Source organism: Streptomyces sp. NPDC046465 (genome assembly GCF_040646035.1).
In the GTDB taxonomy this organism is placed as follows: domain Bacteria; phylum Actinomycetota; class Actinomycetes; order Streptomycetales; family Streptomycetaceae; genus Streptomyces.
In genome coordinates this window covers 96,045-117,356 of sequence record NZ_JBEYZK010000027.1, presented here as the reverse complement: position 1 = coordinate 117,356, position 21,312 = coordinate 96,045, and the positions used below count along the sequence as shown (strand labels likewise).

Below are 21,312 nucleotides of genomic sequence, written 5' to 3'. Positions count from 1 at the left end.
TTCCGGCGACGCCGCTACGTGGCGCTGCTGTGGGTGGTGGCACCCGGCCGGGTGTGGACCCCCTCTCCGTAGAGCGAGATGAAACGGCAGCTGCCTGAGCGGCTTTTCTTGGCCGAAACGCTATTCCTGCTTCTTGCGGCGCGTGCCGAAGACGATCTCGTCCCAGCTGGGTACCGCCGCGCGGCGGCCCGGTCGTACGCCGTCGGCCTCGGCCTGACGGTCCGTGGAGCCGACGAGCCGGTCGCGGTGGCTCGCCACCGAGCGCGGCATGAGCACGTCCGCGTAGGCCGCGCCTGCGCCTGCCGATGCCGCCGGGGGCTCCTCGGCCTCCGGCTCCTGCTCGGGCTCCTCCTGGGCGGGCGGCGGCAGTTCCGTGGCGGTCGTGACCGAGGGACGCTCGGGTACGACCATGTCGCCACGGAAGCTGGGCACCGCCTCCAGGAGGCTGGTCAGGGAGTCGCGCTCCTGTTCGGCGACCGCGGAGCCCGCGCCGGTGCCCTCCTCCGGCGGGTCCGCCGGAGGCAGGGGGATGCTCGGGCGGTCCAGCTGACGGTCCAGGGCGCGGTCGAGCGGCCGGTCCGCGGGGCGGTCCCGGGGCAGCCGTGCGATGCGCGGCACGAACGGGAAGCTGGGCTCGGGCGCGGAGATGTCGTCCGTCTCGCCGATCAGCGAACGCGCCTCGTCGTCCACGGCCTGGACGAGCCGCCGGGGCGGGTCGTACGTCCAGCTCGCGCAGTGCGGTTCGGTCGCGACGCGGTAGACGAGCAGGACCTCCCACGTGCCGTCGTCACGGCGCCAGGAGTCCCACTGGACGGTGTCCTTGTCGACGCCCCGCAGCATCAGTCGTTCCTGCACGGCCTCGCCGAGCTGGGGTCCGGTGTTCTCGCCGGGACGGCGCACGGGGGTCTTCCTGGCGCGCTCCGCCATGAAGGCGCGCTCCGCGAGCACAGGTCCTTCGAAGCGGCGGACGCGGTCGACGGGGATACCGGCGAACTGGGCCACTTCTTCCGCGCTGGCGCCGGCACGTATCCGTGCCTGGATGTCGCGCGGCCGGAGGTGGCTCTCCACCTCGATCTCGATCTGGCCGAGTCGGGGCCTGTCGCCGCGGACGGCCGCACGCAGCCGTTCGTCGATCGGAAGCGTGTACTCCGTGCTGTCCGCAGCTTTGAGCACCAGCCGTGTGCCGTCGTTGCTGACGGCCACGACACGCAGTTCGGGCATGGGGACCTCCCGGGTGGTGCCTGCCGACGTCACGTGCGTCGCTGCTTCCGCTAGTCGAGTGTGGCCTGCCCGGGTGCAGCCTGCCACAACCTTGCCGAGTTGCCCGGCGTGTCGGGCATGGGCCCTGGAGCGCCGTTATGGCACGGTTACCATTTCGCAACGCTAAGTGACGAGGTTCGTCACCCTGTGCAGCGAGCCCCCCACCCGGCGGTCCTTGGAGGCCCCGGGCACCCTGGCGGGAGACCGGACCCAGGGCTCGCCACAGTACTCCATTCGGGCCACGCGGGTGGACCGCCGCGCCGCCGAACTTCTCGTGGAGGGCGGCAGTTGGCGCCCGCTCCTGCCCTGTCACGCCCGCGCGCGGGTGGCGCACTTCACGGTATGCCCCGAAACGGAACTAAACACTTCGCCCATACGTCCCTGTCTCGTGTAGTCAGTTGAGAAAGGTCGAGAAAGGCAGGCAAGGGTCGGAGATGCGTGAAAAGCCGGATTCCGGCAAGGAGTCGAAGGACCAGCAGGAGCCGGGCGGGAAACGGCGCCTCGATCTGAGTGTGCCGCAGGTGGCCGGAAGTGCCATCGCCGCGGTCGTGGCGGCGAAGCTCGCCTCGAACCTCGGCGTCTACGGAACGATCCTCGGCGCCGGTGTCGTGAGCGCGCTCGCGACCTGTGGCGGCACCGTCTTCCAGCATTTCTTCAGGCGTACGGGTGAGCAGATACGTGACGTCACGGTGCAGGCCAAGCCGAAGGCCCGACAGGTCCCGGTGTCGGCGGAGGGGCCGGTCCCCGAGACGTTCAGAGCCCCCACGTACCCCGGCGCCGTAGGGGCCACCGGGCCCGTGACCACGACATGGGGGAGGCGACAGACCGACGCGGACGCCGACGGAACGGCGTTGCTGCCGACCGCGCGGGATGCCGATCCCACGGCGGTGCTGCCCGCGGCGGGGGCCGACCCGGCGACGGTGCCGCCCGCGCCCGGGGACGCCGACGCCACGACGATGCTGCCCTCAGTGGCGGACGCCGACCGGACGACGCTGCTCCCCTCCGTGGCGCCAGGGGCCGATGACGACGCCGAGCGGACCCGGCTGCTCGGGGCGGTCGACCCGACGCGGGCGCTGCCGCGCGACGACGCCACACGCGTGCTCCGCGCCACGGGCCCCGGCGGCGGCACGGCTCCGGCGGCCCCCCTCGAACCGCCGCTCCCGTCCGAGGAGTTCACCGAGGGTGCCACGCACCGCGCGCAGATCCGCAGTTGGAAGCGGCCGTTGATCGGCGCGGCGGTCGTCTTCGGCATCGCCATGGCCGGGATCACCACGTACGAGGTGTTCGCGGGGGAGGACCTGAGCGGCGGCCAGGGCACCACGATCGGCAACGGCGTCTCGGGGCAGAACTCCTCTCCCAGGAAGTCGCCCCCGCCTCCCGAGGAACCGTCCGGACAGCCCTCGGACAACGGCACTCCGGGGACCGGCGACGGCTCCAAGAAGGACGGCGACAACGCCTCGCAGGACCCGAACGGGACCGGCGAGAACCAGGGCGACGGCACCGGCAAGGGCAACGGCACCGGCCAGGGGTCGAAGGACGACCCGGACAACAACGGCACAGGCACCGACCCCGACAAGGACAACGGCTCCGACTCCGGAGACGACGGCTCCGGGACGGACCCGACGCCCACGCCCACTCCGCCCACCCCGACGCCCACGCCGTCGCACGGCACGGGCTCCGACACCGACCCGCAGCAGGGCGGAACGCCCACTCCGTAGCGGGCGGTCAGGCGCCGAGGACCCGTCGCAGGTAGTCGTTGCCGAACAGGCGGTCCGGGTCGAGGCGGTCGCGCAGGGCGGTGAACTCGCCGAAGCGGGGGTACACCTTGGAGAAGTACTCCGCGTCGCGTGTGTGCACCTTGCCCCAGTGCGGCCGCCCCTCGTGCGCGCCGAAGATCCGCTCGGCGGCCGTGAAGTACGCCTGGTACGGCGTGCCCCGGTACATGTGGACGGCGATGTACGCGCTCTCCCGGCCCGACGCCGTGGAGAGCGTGATGTCGTCGGCCGGGGCCGTGCGGACCTCCACGGGGAAGCTGATCCGCAGCGGCGAGCGGTCCACCATCGCCTTCAGTTCGCGCAAGGTCTCCACGAGGGCCTCGCGCGGGACCGCGTACTCCATCTCCATGAACCGCACGCGGCGCGGGCTGGTGAAGACCTTGTAGGGGATGTCCGTGTACGTCCGCGCGGAGAGCGCCTTGCTGGAGATCCTGGCGATGCCCGGGATGGCCGCGGGTACGGCGCGGCCGAGGGAGTTGACCACCTGGAAGAGGCCGTTGGAGAGCAACTCGTCCTCTACGAAGGCGCTGATCCGGCCGGGCGGAGCCGCGGGGCCCGGACTGCGGTTGTTGCGCTTGGTGGTGCAGTTGCCGGTGTGCGGGAACCAGTAGAACTCGAAGTGCTCGTTCTCCGTGACGAGTGCGTCGAAGTCTTCGGTGACCCTGTCGAAGGTCATGGGCTCCTCGCGGGCGGCGAGGTAGAAGACCGGCTCCACGGCGAAGGTGATCGCGGTGATGACGCCGAGGGCGCCGAGCCCGATGCGGGCCGCGGCGAACACCTCGGGGTTCTCGTCGGCGGAACAGGTCAGGACCGTGCCGTCCGCGGTGACCAGCTCAAGGGCCGTGACCTGGGCGGCGATCGAGGCCGACTCGCGGCCCGTGCCGTGCGTGCCGGTGCTGACGGCTCCGGAGACGGTCTGCTCCATGATGTCGCCCATGTTCGTGAGCGAAAGACTCTCACGGGCCAGCGCCGTGTTCAGGCGCTTCAGCGGAGTACCGGCCTCCACGGTGACGGTGCCGGCCGCGCGGTCGATCGCGCGGATGCCGGTGAGCAGGCCGGGGCGTATCAGGAGGCCGTCGGTCGCGGCGGCCGCCGTGAAGGAGTGGCCCGTGCCGACGGGCTTCACCTTCAGACCGTCCTCCTTGGCCCGGCGCACCGCCGCGACCAGCTCGTCGACCGAGGCGGGGGTGGCCTCACGGACCGGCCGCGCGGTCACGTTGCCCGCCCAGTTACGCCACGTCGCTGTGCTCTTCCCGCTGCTCGTGCCCGTACTCATGGGTCCCTCCCCGTCGCGGAACCGGCCGCTTCAGCCGGCGATACCCCAGGAACCCGACCGCGACCGCGACGGCTCCGGAGATTCCCGGCACCGCGTACCCGGCGTCCGAACCCGCGGCGTCGATGACCCACCCGGCCGCGGAGGAGCCGAGCGCGACCCCGACCGCGAGTCCGGTGCTCACCCACGTCATGCCCTCGGTCAGTTTCGCGCGTGGTACGTGCTGCTCGACGAGGGCCATCGTCGTGATCATTGTCGGTGCGATGGAGAGGCCCGCGACGAACAACGCCACGGCCAGAAACGGAAGGTTCCCGACCAGTTGAAGCGGGATCATACTCACGGCCATCGCACAGACACCCAGCAGCCACCGGGGGGCCGGCGCCCCCTTGAAATGCAGCAGACCGAAGGCCGCACCGGCCACGCAGGAGCCGAGCGCGTAGACGGCGAGCACCAGGCTGGCCGCGGACTTGTGGCCCTGGTCCTCCGCGTACGCCACGGTGACCACGTCGATCGAACCGAAGATCGCGCCGGTCGCGACGAAGGTGGCGACCAGCACCTGAAGGCCCCCGGAGCGCAGCGCCGACTCCTTGGTGTGGTGTTCCCGTGGATGCGGCACCGGTTCGGTGGCCCGCTGGGCCGTCAGCCAGAAGACGCCCACGGCGAGGAAGGCCCCGGCGAGCAGCGGACCGGCCTCCGGGAACCACACCGTGGAGAGCCCGATCGAGATGATCGGCCCGAAGATGAAGCAGACCTCGTCCACCACCGACTCGAAGGAGTACGCGGTGTGCAGCTGCGGGGTGTCGCGGTACAGGACGGCCCAGCGCGACCGGATCATCGAGCCCACGCTCGGCACGCAGCCGACCAGGGCGGCGAAGAGGAACAGCGTCCAGTCGGGCGCCTCGAACTTCGCGCAGAGCAGCAGCCCGGCGACGGCGGCGAGGGAGACCAGCGTCGCGGGCCTGAGCACCCGGCGCTGGCCGTGCCGGTCCACGAGCCGGGAGATCTGCGGACCGATCGCGGCGGCCGACAGCGCGACCATCGCCGACAGGGCGCCCGCGAGGCCATAGCGCCCGGTGAGCTGCGACACCATGGTCACGATGCCGATGCCCATCATCGACAGCGGCATGCGGCCGAGGAACCCGGCGCTGGAGAAGGCCTTCGTGCCGGGGGCGGCGAAGATGGCGCGGTAGGGGCTGGGCACGTGGACTCCGCTGGGGCTCCGGAGCGGCTCCGTGGGGGCGGAGGCTGCCGGGTAAGGCGTAAAGGTGGCCTATACAGATTACGGCTCCGGAGGGGGCGGGCGCACCGGGTTTTTCCGTTCGGCGGAGGCCGTTTTCCGGCTGTCAGTGGCGAGTGGCAGGATCGGATGCATGTCCGATGCGCTGGATTCGACTCCCTATGACGCCCTGCTGTTGCTCTCGTTCGGCGGCCCAGAAGGCCCGGACGACGTCGTCCCGTTCCTGGAGAACGTGACGCGCGGGCGCGGCATCCCCACGGAGCGGCTCAAGGAGGTGGGGCAGCACTACTTCCTGTTCGGCGGGGTCAGCCCGATCAACGATCAGAACCGCGCCCTTCTTGACGCCCTGCGCAAGGACTTCGTGGAGCACGGCCTCGACCTGCCGGTCTACTGGGGCAACCGCAACTGGGCGCCCTATCTGACCGACACCCTGCGCGAGATGGTCACCGACGGCCACCGCCGCATCCTGACCCTTGCCACCAGCGCGTACGCCTCGTACTCGGGCTGCCGTCAGTACCGCGAGAACCTCGCGGACTCCCTGGCCGTCCTGGAGTCCGAAGGCCTCGAAGTGCCGAAGGTCGACAAGCTCCGGCACTACTTCAACCACCCCGGCTTCGTCCGCCCCATGATCGACGGCGTCCTGAAGTCCCTCTCCGAACTCCCCGGGGACGTGCGGGACGGAGCGCACCTGGCCTTCACCACGCACTCCATCCCGACCGCCGCCGCGGACACCTCGGGGCCCGTCGAGGAGCACGGCGACGGCGGTGCGTACGTCAAGGAGCACCTGGACGTGGCCCGCCTCATCGCCGACACCGTCCACGAGGAGACCGGCGCCGCGCACCCCTGGGAGCTCGTCTACCAGTCGCGCAGCGGCGCCCCGCACATCCCGTGGCTGGAGCCGGACATCTGCGACCACCTGGAGGAGCGGCACGCGGCCGGTGCCTCCGCCGTGGTCATGGTCCCCATCGGCTTCGTCTCGGACCACATGGAGGTCCTGTACGACCTCGACACCGAGGCCGAGGCCAAGGCCGCGGAGCTGGGTCTCGCGGTGCGCCGTTCGGCGACCGTCGGCGCCGACCCGCGGTTCGCCGCGGCGATCAGGGAACTGGTCCTCGAGCGGGCCGCCGCGGAGAGCGGCGCGGCCGTCACCCCCTGCGCCCTTGGCTCCCTCGGCGCGAGCCACGACCTGTGCCCGGTGGGCTGCTGCCCCGCCCGCGCCCCGAAGCCCGCCGCCGCGGGCGCCGACAGCCCGTACGCGTAAAGAATCCCGAGGTAACGCTGTGACCGACGTGACCGACGTGACCGACCTCAAGGCAGAACTCCTCGCCGTCGCCCTGGAGGCCGCGCACCGCGCCGGAGCCTTCCTGCGCGACGGGCGCCCCGACGACCTCGGCGTGGCCGCCACCAAGTCCAGCGCCGTCGACGTGGTCACCGAAATGGACATCGCCTCCGAGAAGCTGATCACCGACTTCTTCGCCGAGCGCAGGCCGGCCGACGGCGTGCTCGGCGAGGAGGGCGCGAGCTTCGAGGGCACCAGCGGCATCCAGTGGGTCATCGACCCCATCGACGGCACCGTCAACTACCTCTACGGCCGCCCCGACTGGTCCGTGTCCATCGCCGCCCGCAAGGACGGCGAGACGCTGGTCGGGGTCGTGCACGCGCCGATGCGCGGGGAGACCTACCGCGCGGTCCTCGGGGAGGGCGCCCACATCAACGACGTGCCCGCTCGCGTGCGCCCCGCCCCCTCCCTGGACCAGGCCCTGATCGGCACCGGCTTCGGTTACATCGCCGGGCGCCGCGCGCGGCAGGCCGAGGTGGCGCGCCACCTGATCCCGCGGGTGCGGGACATCCGGCGCGGCGGCTCGGCCGCGATCGACCTGTGCGACGTCGCGGCGGGCCGGCTCGACGCGTACTACGAGCGCGGTCTGAATCCGTGGGACTTCGCGGCCGGCGACCTCATCGCGCGGGAAGCGGGCGCCCTGACCGGTGGCCGCCCCGGAGAGGCACTCTCGGGCGAGCTGGCCATCGCGGGGCCGCCCGCCCTCTTCGAGACGCTCCAGGGCCTCCTGGAGGACCTCGGCGCCTGGCACGACTGACCCGCGCACGCGGAAGGGCCCCGACACCTGTTGGACGAGGTGTCGGGGCCCTTCGGCGTTCGTTCTCGGGAGTCGGTCAGGCGTGCAGGGCGCCCACCTCGACGCCGTGCTCAGCGGCCAGGCGGTGGAGATCTTCCAGCTCCGCCAGCTCGACCTCGGCAAGGAAATCGTCGCCCGTCTCACGGGCCTTCGTGAGGTCGGACTCCGTGGCCTCTATGCGCTGCAGAAGTCCTGCGGTGAATGCGTCCATGGTTGCGCCCCCTCGGCTGGGTCGTGGGTCGATGGCACGGGGGTGTGCCCTCAAAGAAGGGGCGATCACGTCTCAAGCCGCTCTGCGGCAAGCAGTTTGTGGCGTGCTACATACAAAGCGTGATCGCGGGTGTAAACCCGTCCTCCCCGTGCTCCGTTCCGCAGAAACCTCAACCCGCGCAGAAAATCCGGCATTCCCGCCGCCCGGCCCGGGCCCGGCCACGGGCCGCCCCCGATGACAGGCCGTCTTACAGCCGGTTTATGGCCGAAAGGGGCAGGATGGAGCTCTACCCCACGACAGATCTGCCCTCCGGGGCACAGAGGAAGGACAGCGACGTGCGCGTACTCGTCGTCGAGGACGAGCAGCTGCTCGCCGATGCGGTGGCCACCGGACTGCGCCGGGAGGCCATGGCCGTCGACGTCGTGTACGACGGAGCGGCCGCTCTGGAGCGCATCGGCGTCAACGACTACGACGTCGTGGTGCTCGACCGGGATCTCCCGCTCGTCCACGGCGACGACGTCTGCCGCAAGATCGTCGAGCTCGGCATGCCGACCCGCGTCCTGATGCTCACCGCGTCGGGCGACGTCAGCGACCGCGTCGAGGGCCTGGAGATCGGCGCCGACGACTACCTCCCCAAGCCGTTCGCGTTCAGCGAGCTCACGGCACGCGTGCGTGCCCTCGGGCGGCGCACCAGCGTGCCGCTGCCGCCCGTCCTGGAGCGTGCCGGGATCAAGCTCGACCCCAACCGCCGCGAGGTCTTCCGCGACGGCAAGGAGGTCCAGCTGGCCCCCAAGGAGTTCGCCGTCCTCGAAGTGCTGCTGCGCAGTGAGGGCGCGGTGGTCTCCGCGGAACAGCTGCTGGAGAAGGCCTGGGACGAGAACACGGACCCGTTCACGAACGTCGTCCGGGTGACCGTCATGACCCTGCGCCGCAAGCTCGGCGAGCCCGCCGTCATCGTGACGGTGCCGGGCTCCGGCTACCGGATCTGATCCCCGGTGGCCGCGACCCCGGCGCCACCAGCCGCGCCTCCGAAGCCCACGTGGGACCCGCGCAAGGTCGAACCGCCCTTCCCGTGGCTGCGCCCCACGATCCGTATACGCCTCACGCTGCTCTACGGCGGCATGTTCCTGATCGCGGGCATCCTGCTGCTCTCGATCATCTACCTGCTCGCCGCGCAGGCCCTGAACGTGGGCAGTGAGCTGCCCTTCCGGGTCACCGGCAACAGCAGGGTGAGCAGCCAGACCTGCGCCAGCTTCCAGGGGCTTCCCGAGCACACCACCGAGGGGCAGCTCAACGACGCGTTGAACGAGTGCGTCAACCAGGTGCGTCAACACGCCCTCGACAATCTCCTCAGCCGCTCGCTGCTCGCCCTCCTGGGCCTCGCGGTGATCGCCTTCGCCTTCGGTTACGCGATGGCGGGCCGGGTCCTCTCACCGCTCGGCCGCATCACGCGCACCGCGCGCAGGGTGGCCGGAACGGACCTCTCCCGGCGCATCGAACTGGACGGCCCCGACGACGAGCTGAAGGAACTTTCGGACACCTTCGACGAGATGCTGGACCGTCTGGAACGCGCCTTCACCGCTCAGCAGCGGTTCGTCGGCAACGCCTCGCACGAGCTGCGCACGCCGTTGGCGATCAACCGCACGCTCCTGGAGGTGTCGCTCTCCGACCCCGGGGCGCCGCCCGAGCTCCACCAGCTCGGCAAGACCCTGCTCGCCACCAACGAGCGCAGCGAGCAGCTCGTGGAGGGCCTGCTGCTCCTCGCCCGCAGTGACAACCAGATCGTGGAGCGCAAACCGGTCGACCTCGCCGAGGTCGCGGGCCGTGCCGTGGACCAGGTGCGCACCGAGGCCGACGCGAAGGGCGTGGAGATCCGCGGAGAGCGCGCTCCGGCCGTCGTGCAGGGCAACGGCGTCCTCCTGGAGCGGATCGCCCTGAACCTCGTCCAGAACGCCGTCAGGTACAACGTGCCGGACGAGGGCTGGGTCGAGGTCACCACGGAGGCCCAGCACGGCCAGGCGGTCCTGGTGGTGTCGAACACGGGCCCCGTGGTGCCCGCGTACGAGATCGACAACCTCTTCGAGCCGTTCCGGCGGCTGCGGACCGAGCGGACGGGCAGCGACAAGGGCGTGGGTCTCGGCCTGTCGATCGCCCGGTCGGTGGCGCGGGCCCACGGGGGCCGTATCATCGCGGAGCCGCGTGAGGGGGGTGGGCTCGTCATGCGAGTCACCCTTCCTCTCTGAGATGCTGCCGCGGACGCGCCGCGATGTTCGCTCAACGCGGAATTTTCGGGCCCGTTCCTGGAGATTTCGTGTGTGATCGATCACAGGGGCGAATTTTCGGTCATCTACTCTCCGTGATCGTGAAAGTCGCCGGAAAGCCGGGAAAATCCGGGTTTTTAGGGGTCTTGATCACGGGAAGTACACGGGGTGGCGCCTGTGGAGTGCGACATTCGGACCGTGTACGGTCCCGATCGCCATCCAAACCGATCACCCCTCCAGGGGTCCGGTTGGGTGTCGATTGAATAACAGACCTTGATGTGAGGCAAAATCTCCGCTTCAGGTCGGGCACAAGTCCGGCCTCTCATGCGTTACGAGCGCTTGAGACACCGCAGACACCCAGAGGGGGAGAGCGACATGGCAACGGACTACGACACCCCACGTAAGACCGACGATGACGTCAACGAGGACAGCATCGAGGAACTCAAGGCACGGCGGAACGACAAGTCGACCTCAGCGGTCGACGTCGACGAGTTCGAGGCCGCCGAGGGCCTTGAGCTGCCCGGCGCCGACCTTTCCAACGAGGAGCTCGCGGTCCGCGTGCTCCCGAAGCAGCAGGACGAGTTCACCTGTATGAGCTGCTTCCTGGTGCACCACCGCAGTCAGCTGGCCCGCGAGAAGAACGGCCAGCCGATCTGCCGCGACTGCGACTGAGGCGGGGTCGGCCGTGACTGGCTCGACCCCGTCCTGGAAGCGCCGCTTCCGCAAGGGCGGAGCGGACGAGGCCGGCGTTCCGGACGCCGGTGTGTTTGATGACGGGCGAGGCTCTTCCGCCACTGGGGCAGCCTCGCTCGAACCGGTGGCCGCCGCTGAGGCGGTGCCGGACGAGGCGGCGGTCGACAAGGCGCCCAGGACCACTCGGAAAGCCGGTGAGGCCGGGTCCAGGGGCGGCCGCGTTGCCGCCGTCACGGGCGGAGTGATGCAGGGCGTGCGCAAGGGCGGGCGTGGCGCGAGGGCCGGTATCGGCTATCTCGCCGACCGGCTCATCGAGAACGCCCCGCGGATCCCGGTCCGCGATCTGGCGACCCTCCGCGCACAGTTCCCGGGCCTCGGCCCCGAACAGCTCGCGGACAAACTCGTCGCAGGCGCCGCCAACGCCACGTCCACCGTGGGCGCGGGAGTGGGGGCCGCCGCGATGCTGCCGGTGCCGCCGGCGATGCCCGCCGAGCTCGCGGCGGAGATCACCGGCGTCGCCGCCATAGAGCTGAAGCTGATCGCCGAGCTGCACGAGGTCTACGGCCGACGGCCCGAGGGCAACGTCAAGCAGCGCAGCATGGCGTATCTGAACTCCTGGTCCGAGGAGCGCGGGATCGACGTCGCCAAACCGGCGACCTTCAACACCGCGCTGGGCGGCCAGATGAAGCGTGAGCTGCGCCAGCAGATCATGAAGCGGATGGTCCGGAACCTGCCGAACCTCATGCCCTTCATGGTGGGCGCCGCGGTCGGGGCGGTCATGAACCGCCGGGACACCAAGAAACTGGCCGGACGGATCCGGCAGGACCTGCGCAAGACGCAGGTGCCGTGGGACGCGCTGCCGGAGCTGCCGCCCCTGGAGAAGCCGAGCGATCCTCTGCGGATGGGGGAGATTCCCCGGGAGCTGGGGCGCTGAGCTCGTCGCGCGGTTCCCCGCGCCCTGATTGCCTGCGCCCCTCACCAGCGCCCCTCAGGGGGCGCTTTGACGTACCGCAGTCAGCGCCGCCGCCAGCTCCTCCGGGTGCCGTGTGGAGACGTACACGTACGGGGTGGGGTCCTCGGGGTCCGTGATGTTCACCCGCAGCGCCGTGGGGATGTAGGCGCGCAGCAGCATGTAGGCGCGCGGGTCGGCCTTGTAGGTGCGCCAGGCGCGGGTCTCCTCGCCCGTCAGGACCTCCGCGTCGCCCAGGGCGGACACCGGGATCTTCGCGTCGCCCGCGACCAGCGAGCCCGCCACCACACGGACCCGCACAGCGCCGTACGCGCTGGTGACGACCGCTGCCACAGCCGTGCCGCCGACCAGGCCGCCGAGGAGCGGCAGCGTGCCGAACGGCAGCAGGATCAGGGCCATCGCGACGCCCACCAGGACCGAGGCGAACCACCACGAACGGGGCGCGGTCAGGCGTTCTTCATAAGGCTGCATGGAACCAAGCTTGGCACGGTGCGGTTGCCGCGCTGACGCGGAGGTAAGGTCTGCGCCTGTGAGTGGTACATCTGCAGCTCTGACGCCCCCGGCCGACGCGATAGCGCCCGTCCGCCACCCCGACGCGCCCGCTCCCGGTGAGCTCATCGGTGCCCACTACGAGCACTGTTTCGGCTGCGGCGAGGGGCAGGCGCACGGACTGCACCTCGCGGCGCGAGCCGGGGAGGGCGTGGCCATCACCGCCGAGTTCACCGTGCGCGAGGCGCACCAGGGCGCCCCCGGCCTCGCCCACGGCGGCGTTCTCGCCACCGCGCTCGACGAGACGCTCGGCTCGCTGAACTGGCTGCTGCGCGTGATCGCCGTGACCGGGCGCCTGGAGACGGACTTCGTGCGGCCCGTGCCGCTCGGCACCGTGCTGTTCCTGGAGGCCGAGGTCACCGCCGTCGCCGGACGGAAGATCTATTCGACCGCCACCGGACGCATCGGCGGCCCCGACGGGCCCGTCGCCGTCCGCGCCGACGCCCTCTTCGTCGAGGTGAAGGTCGACCACTTCATCGACAACGGCCGCCAGGAAGAGATCCAGGAGGCCATGAACAACCCGGACCAGGTCCGGCGTGCCCGCGCTTTCGAGGTGAATCCGTGACGTCCCCCAACGAGCTGAACGTGCTGATCAGGCGCGTCGACCCCGACGTACCGCTGCCCGCGTACGCGCAGCCCGGCGACGCCGGCGCCGATCTGCGGACGACGGAGTCCCGCGAACTGGCTCCCGGTGAGCGTGCGGTCCTGCCGACCGGGGTGTCCATCGCGCTCCCCGAGGGGTACGCGGCCTTCGTGCACCCCCGTTCCGGGCTCGCCGCCCGCTGCGGTGTCGCTCTGGTGAATGCCCCGGGGACGGTGGATGCCGGGTACCGTGGGGAGATCAAGGTGATCGTGGTGAATCTCGATCCGCGCGAGGCCGTGCGGTTCGAGCGCTTCGACCGGATTGCCCAACTGGTCGTCCAGCAGGTCGAGAAGGTCCGCTTCCAGGAGGTGGCGGAGCTTCCCGTATCGGCGCGGGCCGAGGGGGGCTTCGGGTCCACCGGCGGCCATGCCGCCGTGGGCGTCGGCCCAGGTGTGAGCCCGGGTGATCAAACGGGTGGGAATCGATACGCATCGGTCGTATCCGACCGGGAAGGACAGTGACGTGTTCGGACGTCGCAAGAAGGACAGTGCCGCCGAGGACGCGGCGGGCGCGGACGAGCAGGTCGTCGACGGCATGGACAGCGATGACTCCGCTGACGCCGGCGTCGCGCGCTCGCGCGTGAGGCTCGAACCGGAGCCCCGTCCCGACGGCCCCTGGGACCTCTCCGAGGTCCGTGAGCCCGGTGAGGGCCGCGTGGACCTCGGTGGGATCTTCGTGCCGGGCGTCGAGGGCATGGAGCTGCGGGTGGAGGTCGCGGGCGACGCGATCGTCGCGGCCACCGTCGTGCTCCAGGACAGCGCCATCCAGCTGCAGGGCTTCGCCGCCCCCAAGAAGGAGGGCATCTGGGGCGAGGTCCGCGAGGAGATCGCCTCGGGCATCACCCAGCAGGGCGGTGTCATCGACGAGGTCGAGGGCCCGCTCGGCTGGGAGCTGCGCGCCCAGGTTCCGGTGCAGCTGCCGGACGGTACGGGCGGTGTGCAGGTCGTGCGCTTCATCGGCGTCGACGGCCCGCGCTGGTTCCTGCGCGGTGTGATCTCCGGGCAGGGCGCGGTGCAGCCGCAGGCAGCCGGTCTCCTGGAGCAGATCTTCCGGGACACGGTCGTCGTGCGCGGCGAGGGCCCGATGGCGCCGCGTGATCCGATCGTCCTGAAGCTGCCGGACGACGCCCAGATGGTCGCCGAGGGCGTCCAGCAGGAGCAGCAGGAGGGTTCGCGCTTCTCGGGCGGCATGGGGCAGCTCCAGCGCGGTCCCGAGATCACCGAGGTGCGCTGACCGCTCCTCCAACTGCGTGGTGACCCGTGGTGGTACCGGCTCGTCCGGTCCGCCACGGGTCACATTTGTGTATGGGCGTACGGTCCCGGGATTCTCCGGCTCCAGGCCTTGCCGGGTGACTGGTCCGTACCTATGGTCACGGGCCAACACGCGTGTTCAGAAAGGCGCTTGACGTTCACATACGAGAACCCGAGACCTCTCAGAACGGATGGTCCCCCCCATGCCGTACGCCCCCATGTCGCATGCCCCCACCCCCGCACGCCCCCGGCACCGCCGCAGATCACGACTCTCCCCAGGGGCGGCCGCCGTCGCCGCCGTGACCGCCCTGGTGGCCGGATTCGTGGCCTGGCCCGGCGCCGAACCCGTCGAGGCCGCCCCCTCGTCCTTCGTCCACCCCGGAGTCACCGTCTCCCGCGGCCAGTTGGACTTCACCCGCGAGAAGGTCACCGCGGGGGCGCAGCCCTGGAAGTCCGCCTACGACCAGATGATGGGCAGCAAGTACGCCTCCCTCTCCCGTACCCCCAAGCCCCGCGCGGTCGTGGAGTGCGGCTCGTACTCCGACCCCAACTACGGCTGCACCGACGAGCGCGAGGACGCCATAGCCGCGTACACCACCGCCCTCGCCTGGTACGTCACGCGTGACGAGCGCTACGCGAAGAAGTCCATCGAGCTCATGGACGCCTGGTCGGCCACCATCAGGGACCACACCAACAGCAACGCCCCGTTGCAGACCGGCTGGGCCGGTTCGAGCTGGCCGCGCGCCGCCGAGATCATCAAGTACACGTACACGGGGAACTGGGCGAACTCCGGACGCTTCGCCACGATGCTGCGCGACGTCTACCTGCCCGAGATCATCAACGGCTCCAACTCCAACGGCAATTGGGAGCTGTCGATGATGGAGGCCGCCGTCGGCATCTCCGTCTTCCTGGAGGACAAGGCGTCGTACGACAAGGCGATGGCGAAGTTCCGGACGCGCACGGCCGCGTACGTCTATCTCGACTCCGACGGTGCGCTGCCGAAGACCGTGCCCAGCCAGCACCTCGACACCCGCGAGAAGATCGTCAAGTACTGGCAGGGCCAGGGGACGTTCACCGCCGGACTCACCCAGGAGACCTGCCGGGACTTCACCCACACCGGATACGGCCTCTCCGCGATCTCCCACGTCGCCGAGACCAGCCGCATCCAGGGCCAGGACCTCTACGGCACGGACGTCGGCGAGCGGCTGCGCCAGGGCCTCGGCTTCCAGGCCAGGTACGAGCTGGGTGAGGCGCCGCCCGCCTCGCTCTGCGAGGGCACCGTCCACCGCGGCCTCGGACCCGTCACCGAGGTCGGCTACAACGCCCTCGCGGGCCGCATCGGCCACCCCATGACCAACACCCAGAAGCTCACCGAACGCAACCGCCCGGCCGGCTCCAACAACCTCTTCGTCGCCTGGGAGACCCTGACGCACGCGGGCAACCCGCGCTGATCCGGATCTTGTCGGGCCGGGCATCCGGTGACAATACTGGCGCCCGGCCCCTGCGGACCCAGGGGCGTGCAAAAGCACAAAAGGGGAGCGATCGGTGGCAGTGAGCGCGGAAGACATGGTCGTCGTCGAGGACCTCCACCGGACGTACGGCAGCGGCGAGGCGGCCGTCCACGCCCTGCGCGGCGTCTCCTTCGCCCTTCCGCGCGGTGAGCTCGTCGCGCTGAAGGGCCGCTCCGGGTCCGGCAAGACGACCCTGCTCAACCTCGTCGGCGGCCTCGACTCCCCGGACCACGGGAAGATCGCCGTGGACGGGGTGGAGCTCGCGGGCCTCGGCGAGAGCGGCCTCCTCGAGCTGCGCCGCGACCGGCTCGGCTTCATCTTCCAGTCCTTCGGACTCATCCCCATCCTCACCGCCGCCGAGAACGTCGGCGTCCCCCTGCGGCTGCGCAGGACCGATCCCCGCGAGCGCGAGGAGCGGGTCGCCCTCCTCCTCGCCCTCGTGGGCCTCGCGGACCACGCGGGACAGCGGCCCGGCGAGCTCTCCGGCGGCCAGCAGCAGCGCGTGGCCATCGCCCGCGCCCTCGCCAACAAACCCGCCCTGCTGATAGCCGACGAACCCACCGGACAGCTCGACGCGGAGACCGGGCTCGCCGTGATGGAACTGCTGCGCGCGGTCGTCCGCAGCGAGGGCGTCACCGCACTGGTCGCCACCCACGACGCGACGCTGCTCGGCCTGGCCGACCGGGTCCTGGAACTGCGCGACGGCGAGATCGTCACGCACTGACCTGCGCTCCCTGATGCGCGCGGCATGCGTGCGGCCGCACGCATCAGGCACGCATCAGGGTTGTGTCAAGGACGGCACCCCCGCACCCCCGCGTCCGTAATGCCGGAATTGTTGGCCGTAAGGTCGACGCTGCGTACACAGCGTTTTCGGGAAGACAATGGGGCCATGGCACGCGGCAAGCTTCGGATCTACCTCGGTGCGGCACCGGGCGTCGGCAAGACGTACGCGATGCTCTCCGAGGCCCACCGCCGTACCGAGCGCGGCACCGACTGCGTGGTCGCCTTCGTGGAGCACCACGACCGGCCGCGCACCGAGGTGATGCTGAGCGGTCTGGAACAGGTCCCCCGCAGGGACCTGGAGTACCGCGGCACGGCCTTCACCGAGATGGACGTCGACGCGGTCCTCGAGCGCTCTCCCGCCATCGCCCTGGTGGACGAGCTCGCCCACACCAACGTCCCCGGCTCACGCAACGCCAAGCGCTGGCAGGACGTCGAGGAGCTCCTCTCGGCCGGCATCGACGTCGTCTCCACGGTGAACATCCAGCACCTGGAGTCCCTCGGCGACGTCGTCGAGTCGATCACCGGCGTACGCCAGCGCGAGACCGTGCCGGACGAGGTGGTCCGCCGCGCCGACCAGATCGAGCTGGTCGACATGTCGCCCCAGGCGCTGCGCCGCCGCATGGCGCACGGCAACATCTACAAGCCCGACCGCATCGACGCCTCCCTCTCCAACTACTTCCGCCCCGGCAACCTCACGGCGCTGCGCGAGCTCGCCCTGCTCTGGGTCGCCGACCGCGTCGACGAGTACCTCCAGCAGTACCGGGGCGAGCACAACATCCGCACCACCTGGCAGGCCCGCGAGCGCATCGTCGTCGGCCTGACCGGCGGCCCCGAGGGCCGCACCCTGATCAGGCGCGCGTCCCGCATGGCCGCCAAGGGCTCCGGCAGCGAGATCCTCGCCGTTTACATCTCCCGCAGCGACGGCCTGACCGGCGCTTCCCCCAAGGAACTCGCCGTCCAGCGCACCCTGGTCGAGGACCTTGGCGGCACCTTCCACCACGTCATAGGCGACGACATACCGGCCGCGCTCCTCGACTTCGCGCGCGGCGTCAATGCCACCCAGATCGTCCTCGGCTCCTCGCGCCGCAAGACCTGGCAGTACGTCTTCGGGCCCGGCGTCGGCGCGACCGTCGCCCGCGACTCGGGGCCCGACCTGGACGTGCACATCGTCACGCACGGCGAGGTCGCCAAGGGGCGCGGCCTGCCCGTCGCCCGCGGGGCCCGCCTCGGCCGGTCCCGGGTCATCTGGGGCTGGCTGGTCGGCGTCGGGGGACCCGCGCTCCTGACGGTCCTGCTCACCCATGTCGACTCCGACCTCGGCCTCGCCAACGACATGCTGCTGTTCCTGGCGCTCACGGTCGCCGCCGCGCTGGTGGGCGGGCTCCTCCCGGCGCTTGCTTCGGCGGCGTTCGGCTCGCTGCTCCTCAACTACTACTTCACGCCGCCACAGCACCTGTGGACGGTCTCCGACAACAAGAACATCCTCGCGATCGCCGTCTTCGTGGGCGTCGCGGTGTCGGTCGCCTCCGTCGTGGACCTCGCGGCCCGGCGCACCGCGCAGGCGGCCCGGCTGCGGGCCGAGGCGGAGATACTCTCCTTCCTCGCCGGCAGCGTGCTGCGCGGCGAGACCAGCCTGGAAGCCCTCCTCGAACGCGTCCGCGAGACCTTCGCCATGGAGTCCGTGGCCCTTCTGGAGCGCGAGAGCGAAACCGAACCCTGGACCTGCGCGGGCAGCGCCGGCGACGGCCGCCCGCTGGAGCGGCCCGAGCTCGCCGACGTCGACGTGCCCGTCGGCGACCATATGGCGCTCGCCCTGTCGGGCCGGGTCCTGCCCGCCGCGGACCGCCGCGTGCTCGCCGCGTTCGCCGCGCAGGCCGCCGTCGTCCTCGACCGCCAGCGCCTGCAGTCCGAGGCCGACCAGGCCCGCACCCTCGCCGAGGGCAACCGCATCCGCACCGCCCTGCTCGCCGCCGTCAGCCACGACCTCCGTACGCCCCTCGCGGGCATCAAGGCGGCCGTGTCCTCGCTGCGCTCCGACGACGTGGAGTGGTCCGAGGAGGACGAGGCGGAACTCCTCGAAGGCATCGAGGCGGGCGCCGACCGCCTGGAGCACCTCGTCGGCAACCTCCTCGACATGTCCCGGCTGCAGACCGGCACCGTCACCCCGCTGATCCGCGAGATCGACCTCGACGAGGTCGTCCCCATGGCCCTGGGCGGGGTGCCCGACGGCAGCGCGGAGCTGGACATCCCGGAAACGCTGCCGATGGTCGCCGTCGACAAGGGCCTCCTGGAGCGGGCGGTCGCCAACGTCGTCGAGAACGCCGTGAAATACGCCCCCGACGGGGAGCCCGTCAAGGTCTCCGCGAGCGCTCTCGGCGAGCGGGTCGAGATCCGCGTCGTGGACCGCGGCCCCGGTGTCCCCGACAGCGCGAAGGACCGCATCTTCGCGCCCTTCCAGCGCTACGGTGACGCTCCACGCGGCGCCGGGGTCGGCCTCGGCCTCGCTGTCGCCCGCGGTTTCGCCGAGTCCATGGGCGGCACCCTCGCCGCCGAGGACACCCCCGGCGGAGGCCTCACCATGGTCCTCACCCTGCGGGCGGCGGCCGGGCGGCCGCTGACCCGCTCCGAGCTCTCGGCGCAGGTCACCTCGTGACCTCGGACCGGATGCCGGAAAGAACCAGCTGTCAGAAAGGCAGGCAATCATGACCCGGGTGCTCGTGGTCGACGACGAGCCGCAGATCGTACGCGCCCTCGTGATCAACCTGAAGGCGCGCAAGTACGAGGTGGACTCGGCCCCCGACGGCGCCACCGCGCTGCAGGTCGCCGCCGCCCGCCACCCCGACGTGATCGTGCTCGACCTCGGTCTGCCCGACATGGACGGCGTGGAAGTCATCAGGGGCCTGCGCGGCTGGACGCGCGTCCCGATCCTGGTCCTCTCCGCCCGGCACAGCTCGGACGAGAAGGTCGAGGCACTGGACGCGGGCGCCGACGACTACGTGACCAAGCCCTTCGGCATGGACGAACTCCTCGCACGGCTGCGCGCCGCCGTCCGCAGGGCCGAGCCCACCGGGCCGGGCGAGGACGACGTGATGGTCGACACCGGGGACTTCTCCGTCGACCTGGCCGCCAAGAAGGTCAACCGCGACGGCCGCGACGTCCGCCTGACCCCCACCGAGTGGCACCTCCTGGAAGTCCTGGTGCGCAACACCGGCCGCCTGGTCAGCCAGAAGCAGCTGCTCCAGGAGGTCTGGGGGCCCTCGTACGGTACGGAGACGAACTACCTCCGCGTCTACATGGCGCAGCTGCGCCGCAAGCTGGAGACGGACCCGGCGCATCCGCGGCACTTCATCACGGAGCCGGGCATGGGGTACCGGTTCGAGAAGTGACCGGATTATTCGCTTCAGGGGGCGCCGCTGCGGGTACTGAGCGGACATAAGCACAGCTGAGCGCACCGCTCTCCGCTCTGTCTGCGTACCCCGGTACGCTTCTTGCATGAGTGCTGTTCCTGGTTCCGAAAAGCCGGCGGGCCGCTTCCGGCGCATGCTCGACCGGCTCTCCACCTCCCAGGAGGACCTGGAGTCGGAGGAGCTGCGGGAGGACGCCGAGACAGCGGGCTGCGTCCGCATCGGCGACTGCCAAGACCGCCAGATAGTCACCGTTACTGGTACCTTGCGCACGGTCACTCTGCGGCCACGTGCCGGGGTTCCCGCCCTGGAGGCCGAACTGTTCGACGGATCGGCGGCGCTGGACGTGGTGTGGCTCGGCAGGCGCTCCATCGTGGGGATCGAACCGGGGCGCAAGCTGATCGCGTCGGGCCGGATCTCGATGAGCCGGGGCCGCCGGGTGCTCTTCAACCCCAAGTACGAACTCAGACCCCTCGGACGGGAGTAGCCGGTGACGTCCCTCGACAAGCCGACGGACCACGGGAACACGGATCGGGACGCCGATTCCCGGGCCGTGACGGAGGCAGCGCTCTTCGAAGCCTTCGGCGGCGTGCGGGGCATGGTGGAGACGGTTGTCCCCGGCCTGCTCTTCGTGACCATCTTCACGATCAACAAGGACCTGCACATGTCGGCCATCGCGGCCCTCGCGGTGTCCCTGGTGCTCGTCGTGGTCCGCCTGGTCATGAAGGACACCGTCAAGCACGCCTTCAGCGGCGTCTTCGGTGTCGTCTTCGGTGTGGTCTTCGCGATGATGACCGGCAACGCCAAGGACTTCTACCTGCCGGGCATGCTCTACACCCTCGGCCTCTCCCTGGCCTACATGATCACGACCCTCGCGGGCGTGCCCTTGATCGGTCTCATCCTGGGCCCGGTCTTCAAGGAGAACCTCTCCTGGCGCACCCGCAACCCGGGCCGCAAGAAGGCCTACGCGAAGGCCAGCTGGGCCTGGGGCCTGATCCTGCTCGCCAAGTGCGCGATCCTCTTCCCGCTGTACTGGTGGGCGGACACGACCCAGTTCGGCTGGGTCCTGGTAGCCCTGAAGATCCCCCCGTTCCTCCTGGCCGTCTACTTCACCTGGGTCTTCCTGGCGAAGGCCCCGCCCCCCATCGACGTCTTCGCCGAGATGGAAGCGGCAGAGAAGGCGGAGGCGGAGCGCAAGGCGGAACGAGAGCAGGAGCGGGAACGAGAGCGGGAACACCGCGACGCCTGAGGCGCGACTGGCTCTTGAGGCCCGCGGCCGCCTCTTAAGGAGCGCCGGGAGCTACGCAGGCTTTTAAGGGGCGCGGGGAACTGCGCAACCAGCCACGAAGCACCCGCA

The 21,312-nt window shown here is 70.7% G+C and carries 21 protein-coding genes; 16 read left to right on the top strand and 5 right to left on the bottom strand.

Features of this window, described 5'->3' with window-relative positions; genetic code table 11:
* Window positions 1–120: 120 nt before the first annotated feature.
* Window positions 121–1,221, bottom strand: a complete 1,101-nt coding sequence (sepH, locus tag ABZ953_RS33140) for a septation protein SepH (protein ID WP_361731897.1) — start codon at window positions 1,219–1,221, stop codon at window positions 121–123.
* Window positions 1,222–1,694: 473 nt separating this feature from the next.
* On the opposite strand from sepH, the gene ABZ953_RS33135 reads away from it, so the two are divergent.
* A complete protein-coding gene (locus ABZ953_RS33135; protein WP_361731894.1) occupies window positions 1,695–2,978 on the top strand; it encodes a hypothetical protein in 1,284 nt (427 codons plus the stop codon).
* 7 nt (window positions 2,979–2,985) lie between these two features.
* Here ABZ953_RS33135 and ABZ953_RS33130 read toward each other — a convergent pair whose 3' ends face one another.
* On the bottom strand, window positions 2,986–4,311 hold the full coding sequence (locus ABZ953_RS33130; protein ID WP_361731891.1) for a D-arabinono-1,4-lactone oxidase: 1,326 nt from the start codon (window positions 4,309–4,311) through the stop codon (window positions 2,986–2,988).
* Window positions 4,265–5,509, bottom strand: a complete 1,245-nt coding sequence (locus tag ABZ953_RS33125; protein WP_361731888.1) for an MFS transporter — start codon at window positions 5,507–5,509, stop codon at window positions 4,265–4,267. Before ABZ953_RS33125 ends, ABZ953_RS33130 begins: the two co-directional genes overlap by 47 nt.
* 169 nt (window positions 5,510–5,678) lie before the next feature.
* On the opposite strand from ABZ953_RS33125, the gene ABZ953_RS33120 reads away from it, so the two are divergent.
* Both ABZ953_RS33120 and ABZ953_RS33115 read left to right on the top strand, forming a co-directional pair.
* Complete coding sequence (locus tag ABZ953_RS33120) at window positions 5,679–6,806, top strand: ferrochelatase (protein WP_361731885.1); 1,128 nt, start codon at window positions 5,679–5,681, stop codon at window positions 6,804–6,806.
* 19 nt (window positions 6,807–6,825) lie between these two features.
* The gene (locus tag ABZ953_RS33115; RefSeq protein WP_361731882.1) at window positions 6,826–7,641 is read left to right on the top strand and encodes an inositol monophosphatase family protein; all 816 of its coding nucleotides are present in this window, start codon (window positions 6,826–6,828) and stop codon (window positions 7,639–7,641) included.
* 76 nt (window positions 7,642–7,717) lie between these two features.
* On the opposite strand, the gene ABZ953_RS33110 is transcribed toward ABZ953_RS33115, so the two are convergent.
* Window positions 7,718–7,891 carry a hypothetical protein gene (locus ABZ953_RS33110; RefSeq protein WP_361731879.1) on the bottom strand — a complete coding sequence of 58 codons (174 nt, stop codon included), beginning with the start codon at window positions 7,889–7,891 and terminating at the stop codon, window positions 7,718–7,720.
* 335 nt (window positions 7,892–8,226) lie between these two features.
* Between ABZ953_RS33110 and ABZ953_RS33105 the strand changes: the two genes are divergently transcribed.
* The 4 genes from ABZ953_RS33105 to ABZ953_RS33090 all read left to right on the top strand — a co-directional run bounded on the left by ABZ953_RS33105 (window position 8,227) and on the right by ABZ953_RS33090 (window position 11,779).
* Entirely contained in the window at window positions 8,227–8,880 is a 654-nt protein-coding gene (locus tag ABZ953_RS33105; protein ID WP_103549594.1) for a response regulator transcription factor, read from the top strand.
* Window positions 8,881–8,886: 6 nt separating this feature from the next.
* A complete protein-coding gene (locus ABZ953_RS33100; protein WP_361731877.1) occupies window positions 8,887–10,134 on the top strand; it encodes a HAMP domain-containing sensor histidine kinase in 1,248 nt (415 codons plus the stop codon).
* A gap of 393 nt (window positions 10,135–10,527) precedes the next feature.
* A complete protein-coding gene (locus tag ABZ953_RS33095; RefSeq protein ID WP_055544889.1) occupies window positions 10,528–10,824 on the top strand; it encodes a DUF4193 domain-containing protein in 297 nt (98 codons plus the stop codon).
* A gap of 13 nt (window positions 10,825–10,837) precedes the next feature.
* Complete coding sequence (locus ABZ953_RS33090) at window positions 10,838–11,779, top strand: hypothetical protein (protein ID WP_361731874.1); 942 nt, start codon at window positions 10,838–10,840, stop codon at window positions 11,777–11,779.
* A gap of 54 nt (window positions 11,780–11,833) precedes the next feature.
* Here the strand turns inward: ABZ953_RS33090 and ABZ953_RS33085 are convergent, their stop codons facing one another.
* Entirely contained in the window at window positions 11,834–12,286 is a 453-nt protein-coding gene (locus ABZ953_RS33085; protein WP_361731871.1) for a DUF3093 domain-containing protein, read from the bottom strand.
* A gap of 58 nt (window positions 12,287–12,344) precedes the next feature.
* Between ABZ953_RS33085 and ABZ953_RS33080 the strand changes: the two genes are divergently transcribed.
* From ABZ953_RS33080 to ABZ953_RS33040, 9 genes are all read left to right on the top strand, one after another.
* Entirely contained in the window at window positions 12,345–12,929 is a 585-nt protein-coding gene (locus ABZ953_RS33080) for a PaaI family thioesterase (protein ID WP_361731868.1), read from the top strand.
* Window positions 12,926–13,468, top strand: coding sequence for a dUTP diphosphatase (gene dut / locus ABZ953_RS33075; RefSeq protein WP_361731865.1), 543 nt, complete (start codon window positions 12,926–12,928; stop codon window positions 13,466–13,468). The genes ABZ953_RS33080 and dut overlap by 4 nt, the downstream gene beginning before the upstream one ends.
* A gap of 1 nt (window position 13,469) precedes the next feature.
* Entirely contained in the window at window positions 13,470–14,240 is a 771-nt protein-coding gene (locus ABZ953_RS33070; protein ID WP_361731862.1) for a DUF3710 domain-containing protein, read from the top strand.
* 235 nt (window positions 14,241–14,475) lie between these two features.
* Entirely contained in the window at window positions 14,476–15,708 is a 1,233-nt protein-coding gene (locus tag ABZ953_RS33065) for an alginate lyase family protein (RefSeq protein ID WP_361731912.1), read from the top strand.
* Between the two features lie 115 nt (window positions 15,709–15,823).
* Window positions 15,824–16,492, top strand: coding sequence for an ABC transporter ATP-binding protein (locus ABZ953_RS33060; RefSeq protein WP_361731909.1), 669 nt, complete (start codon window positions 15,824–15,826; stop codon window positions 16,490–16,492).
* A 165-nt stretch (window positions 16,493–16,657) separates the two neighbouring features.
* Entirely contained in the window at window positions 16,658–19,204 is a 2,547-nt protein-coding gene (locus ABZ953_RS33055) for a sensor histidine kinase KdpD (protein ID WP_361731859.1), read from the top strand.
* A gap of 49 nt (window positions 19,205–19,253) precedes the next feature.
* Window positions 19,254–19,937 carry a response regulator gene (locus ABZ953_RS33050; RefSeq protein ID WP_361731856.1) on the top strand — a complete coding sequence of 228 codons (684 nt, stop codon included), beginning with the start codon at window positions 19,254–19,256 and terminating at the stop codon, window positions 19,935–19,937.
* Window positions 19,938–20,043: 106 nt separating this feature from the next.
* Window positions 20,044–20,442, top strand: coding sequence for an OB-fold nucleic acid binding domain-containing protein (locus ABZ953_RS33045; RefSeq protein WP_361731853.1), 399 nt, complete (start codon window positions 20,044–20,046; stop codon window positions 20,440–20,442).
* Window positions 20,443–20,445: 3 nt separating this feature from the next.
* Window positions 20,446–21,204, top strand: a complete 759-nt coding sequence (locus tag ABZ953_RS33040) for a DUF3159 domain-containing protein (RefSeq protein ID WP_361731850.1) — start codon at window positions 20,446–20,448, stop codon at window positions 21,202–21,204.
* Window positions 21,205–21,312: the final 108 nt, after the last annotated feature.

Excerpts from the sequence above, each read along its gene's own strand:
- sepH (WP_361731897.1), bottom strand. The coding sequence starts at position 1,221 with ATGCCCGAACTGCGTGTCGTGGCCGTCAGCAACGACGGCACACGGCTG.
- ABZ953_RS33135 (WP_361731894.1), top strand. The coding sequence starts at position 1,695 with ATGCGTGAAAAGCCGGATTCCGGCAAGGAGTCGAAGGACCAGCAGGAG.
- ABZ953_RS33130 (WP_361731891.1), bottom strand. The coding sequence starts at position 4,311 with ATGAGTACGGGCACGAGCAGCGGGAAGAGCACAGCGACGTGGCGTAAC.
- ABZ953_RS33120 (WP_361731885.1), top strand. The coding sequence starts at position 5,679 with ATGTCCGATGCGCTGGATTCGACTCCCTATGACGCCCTGCTGTTGCTC.
- ABZ953_RS33110 (WP_361731879.1), bottom strand. The coding sequence starts at position 7,891 with ATGGACGCATTCACCGCAGGACTTCTGCAGCGCATAGAGGCCACGGAG.
- ABZ953_RS33095 (WP_055544889.1), top strand. The coding sequence starts at position 10,528 with ATGGCAACGGACTACGACACCCCACGTAAGACCGACGATGACGTCAAC.
- ABZ953_RS33085 (WP_361731871.1), bottom strand. The coding sequence starts at position 12,286 with ATGCAGCCTTATGAAGAACGCCTGACCGCGCCCCGTTCGTGGTGGTTC.
- ABZ953_RS33065 (WP_361731912.1), top strand. The coding sequence starts at position 14,476 with ATGTCGCATGCCCCCACCCCCGCACGCCCCCGGCACCGCCGCAGATCA.
- ABZ953_RS33060 (WP_361731909.1), top strand. The coding sequence starts at position 15,824 with ATGGTCGTCGTCGAGGACCTCCACCGGACGTACGGCAGCGGCGAGGCG.
- ABZ953_RS33055 (WP_361731859.1), top strand. The coding sequence starts at position 16,658 with ATGGCACGCGGCAAGCTTCGGATCTACCTCGGTGCGGCACCGGGCGTC.
- ABZ953_RS33050 (WP_361731856.1), top strand. The coding sequence starts at position 19,254 with ATGACCCGGGTGCTCGTGGTCGACGACGAGCCGCAGATCGTACGCGCC.
- ABZ953_RS33045 (WP_361731853.1), top strand. The coding sequence starts at position 20,044 with ATGAGTGCTGTTCCTGGTTCCGAAAAGCCGGCGGGCCGCTTCCGGCGC.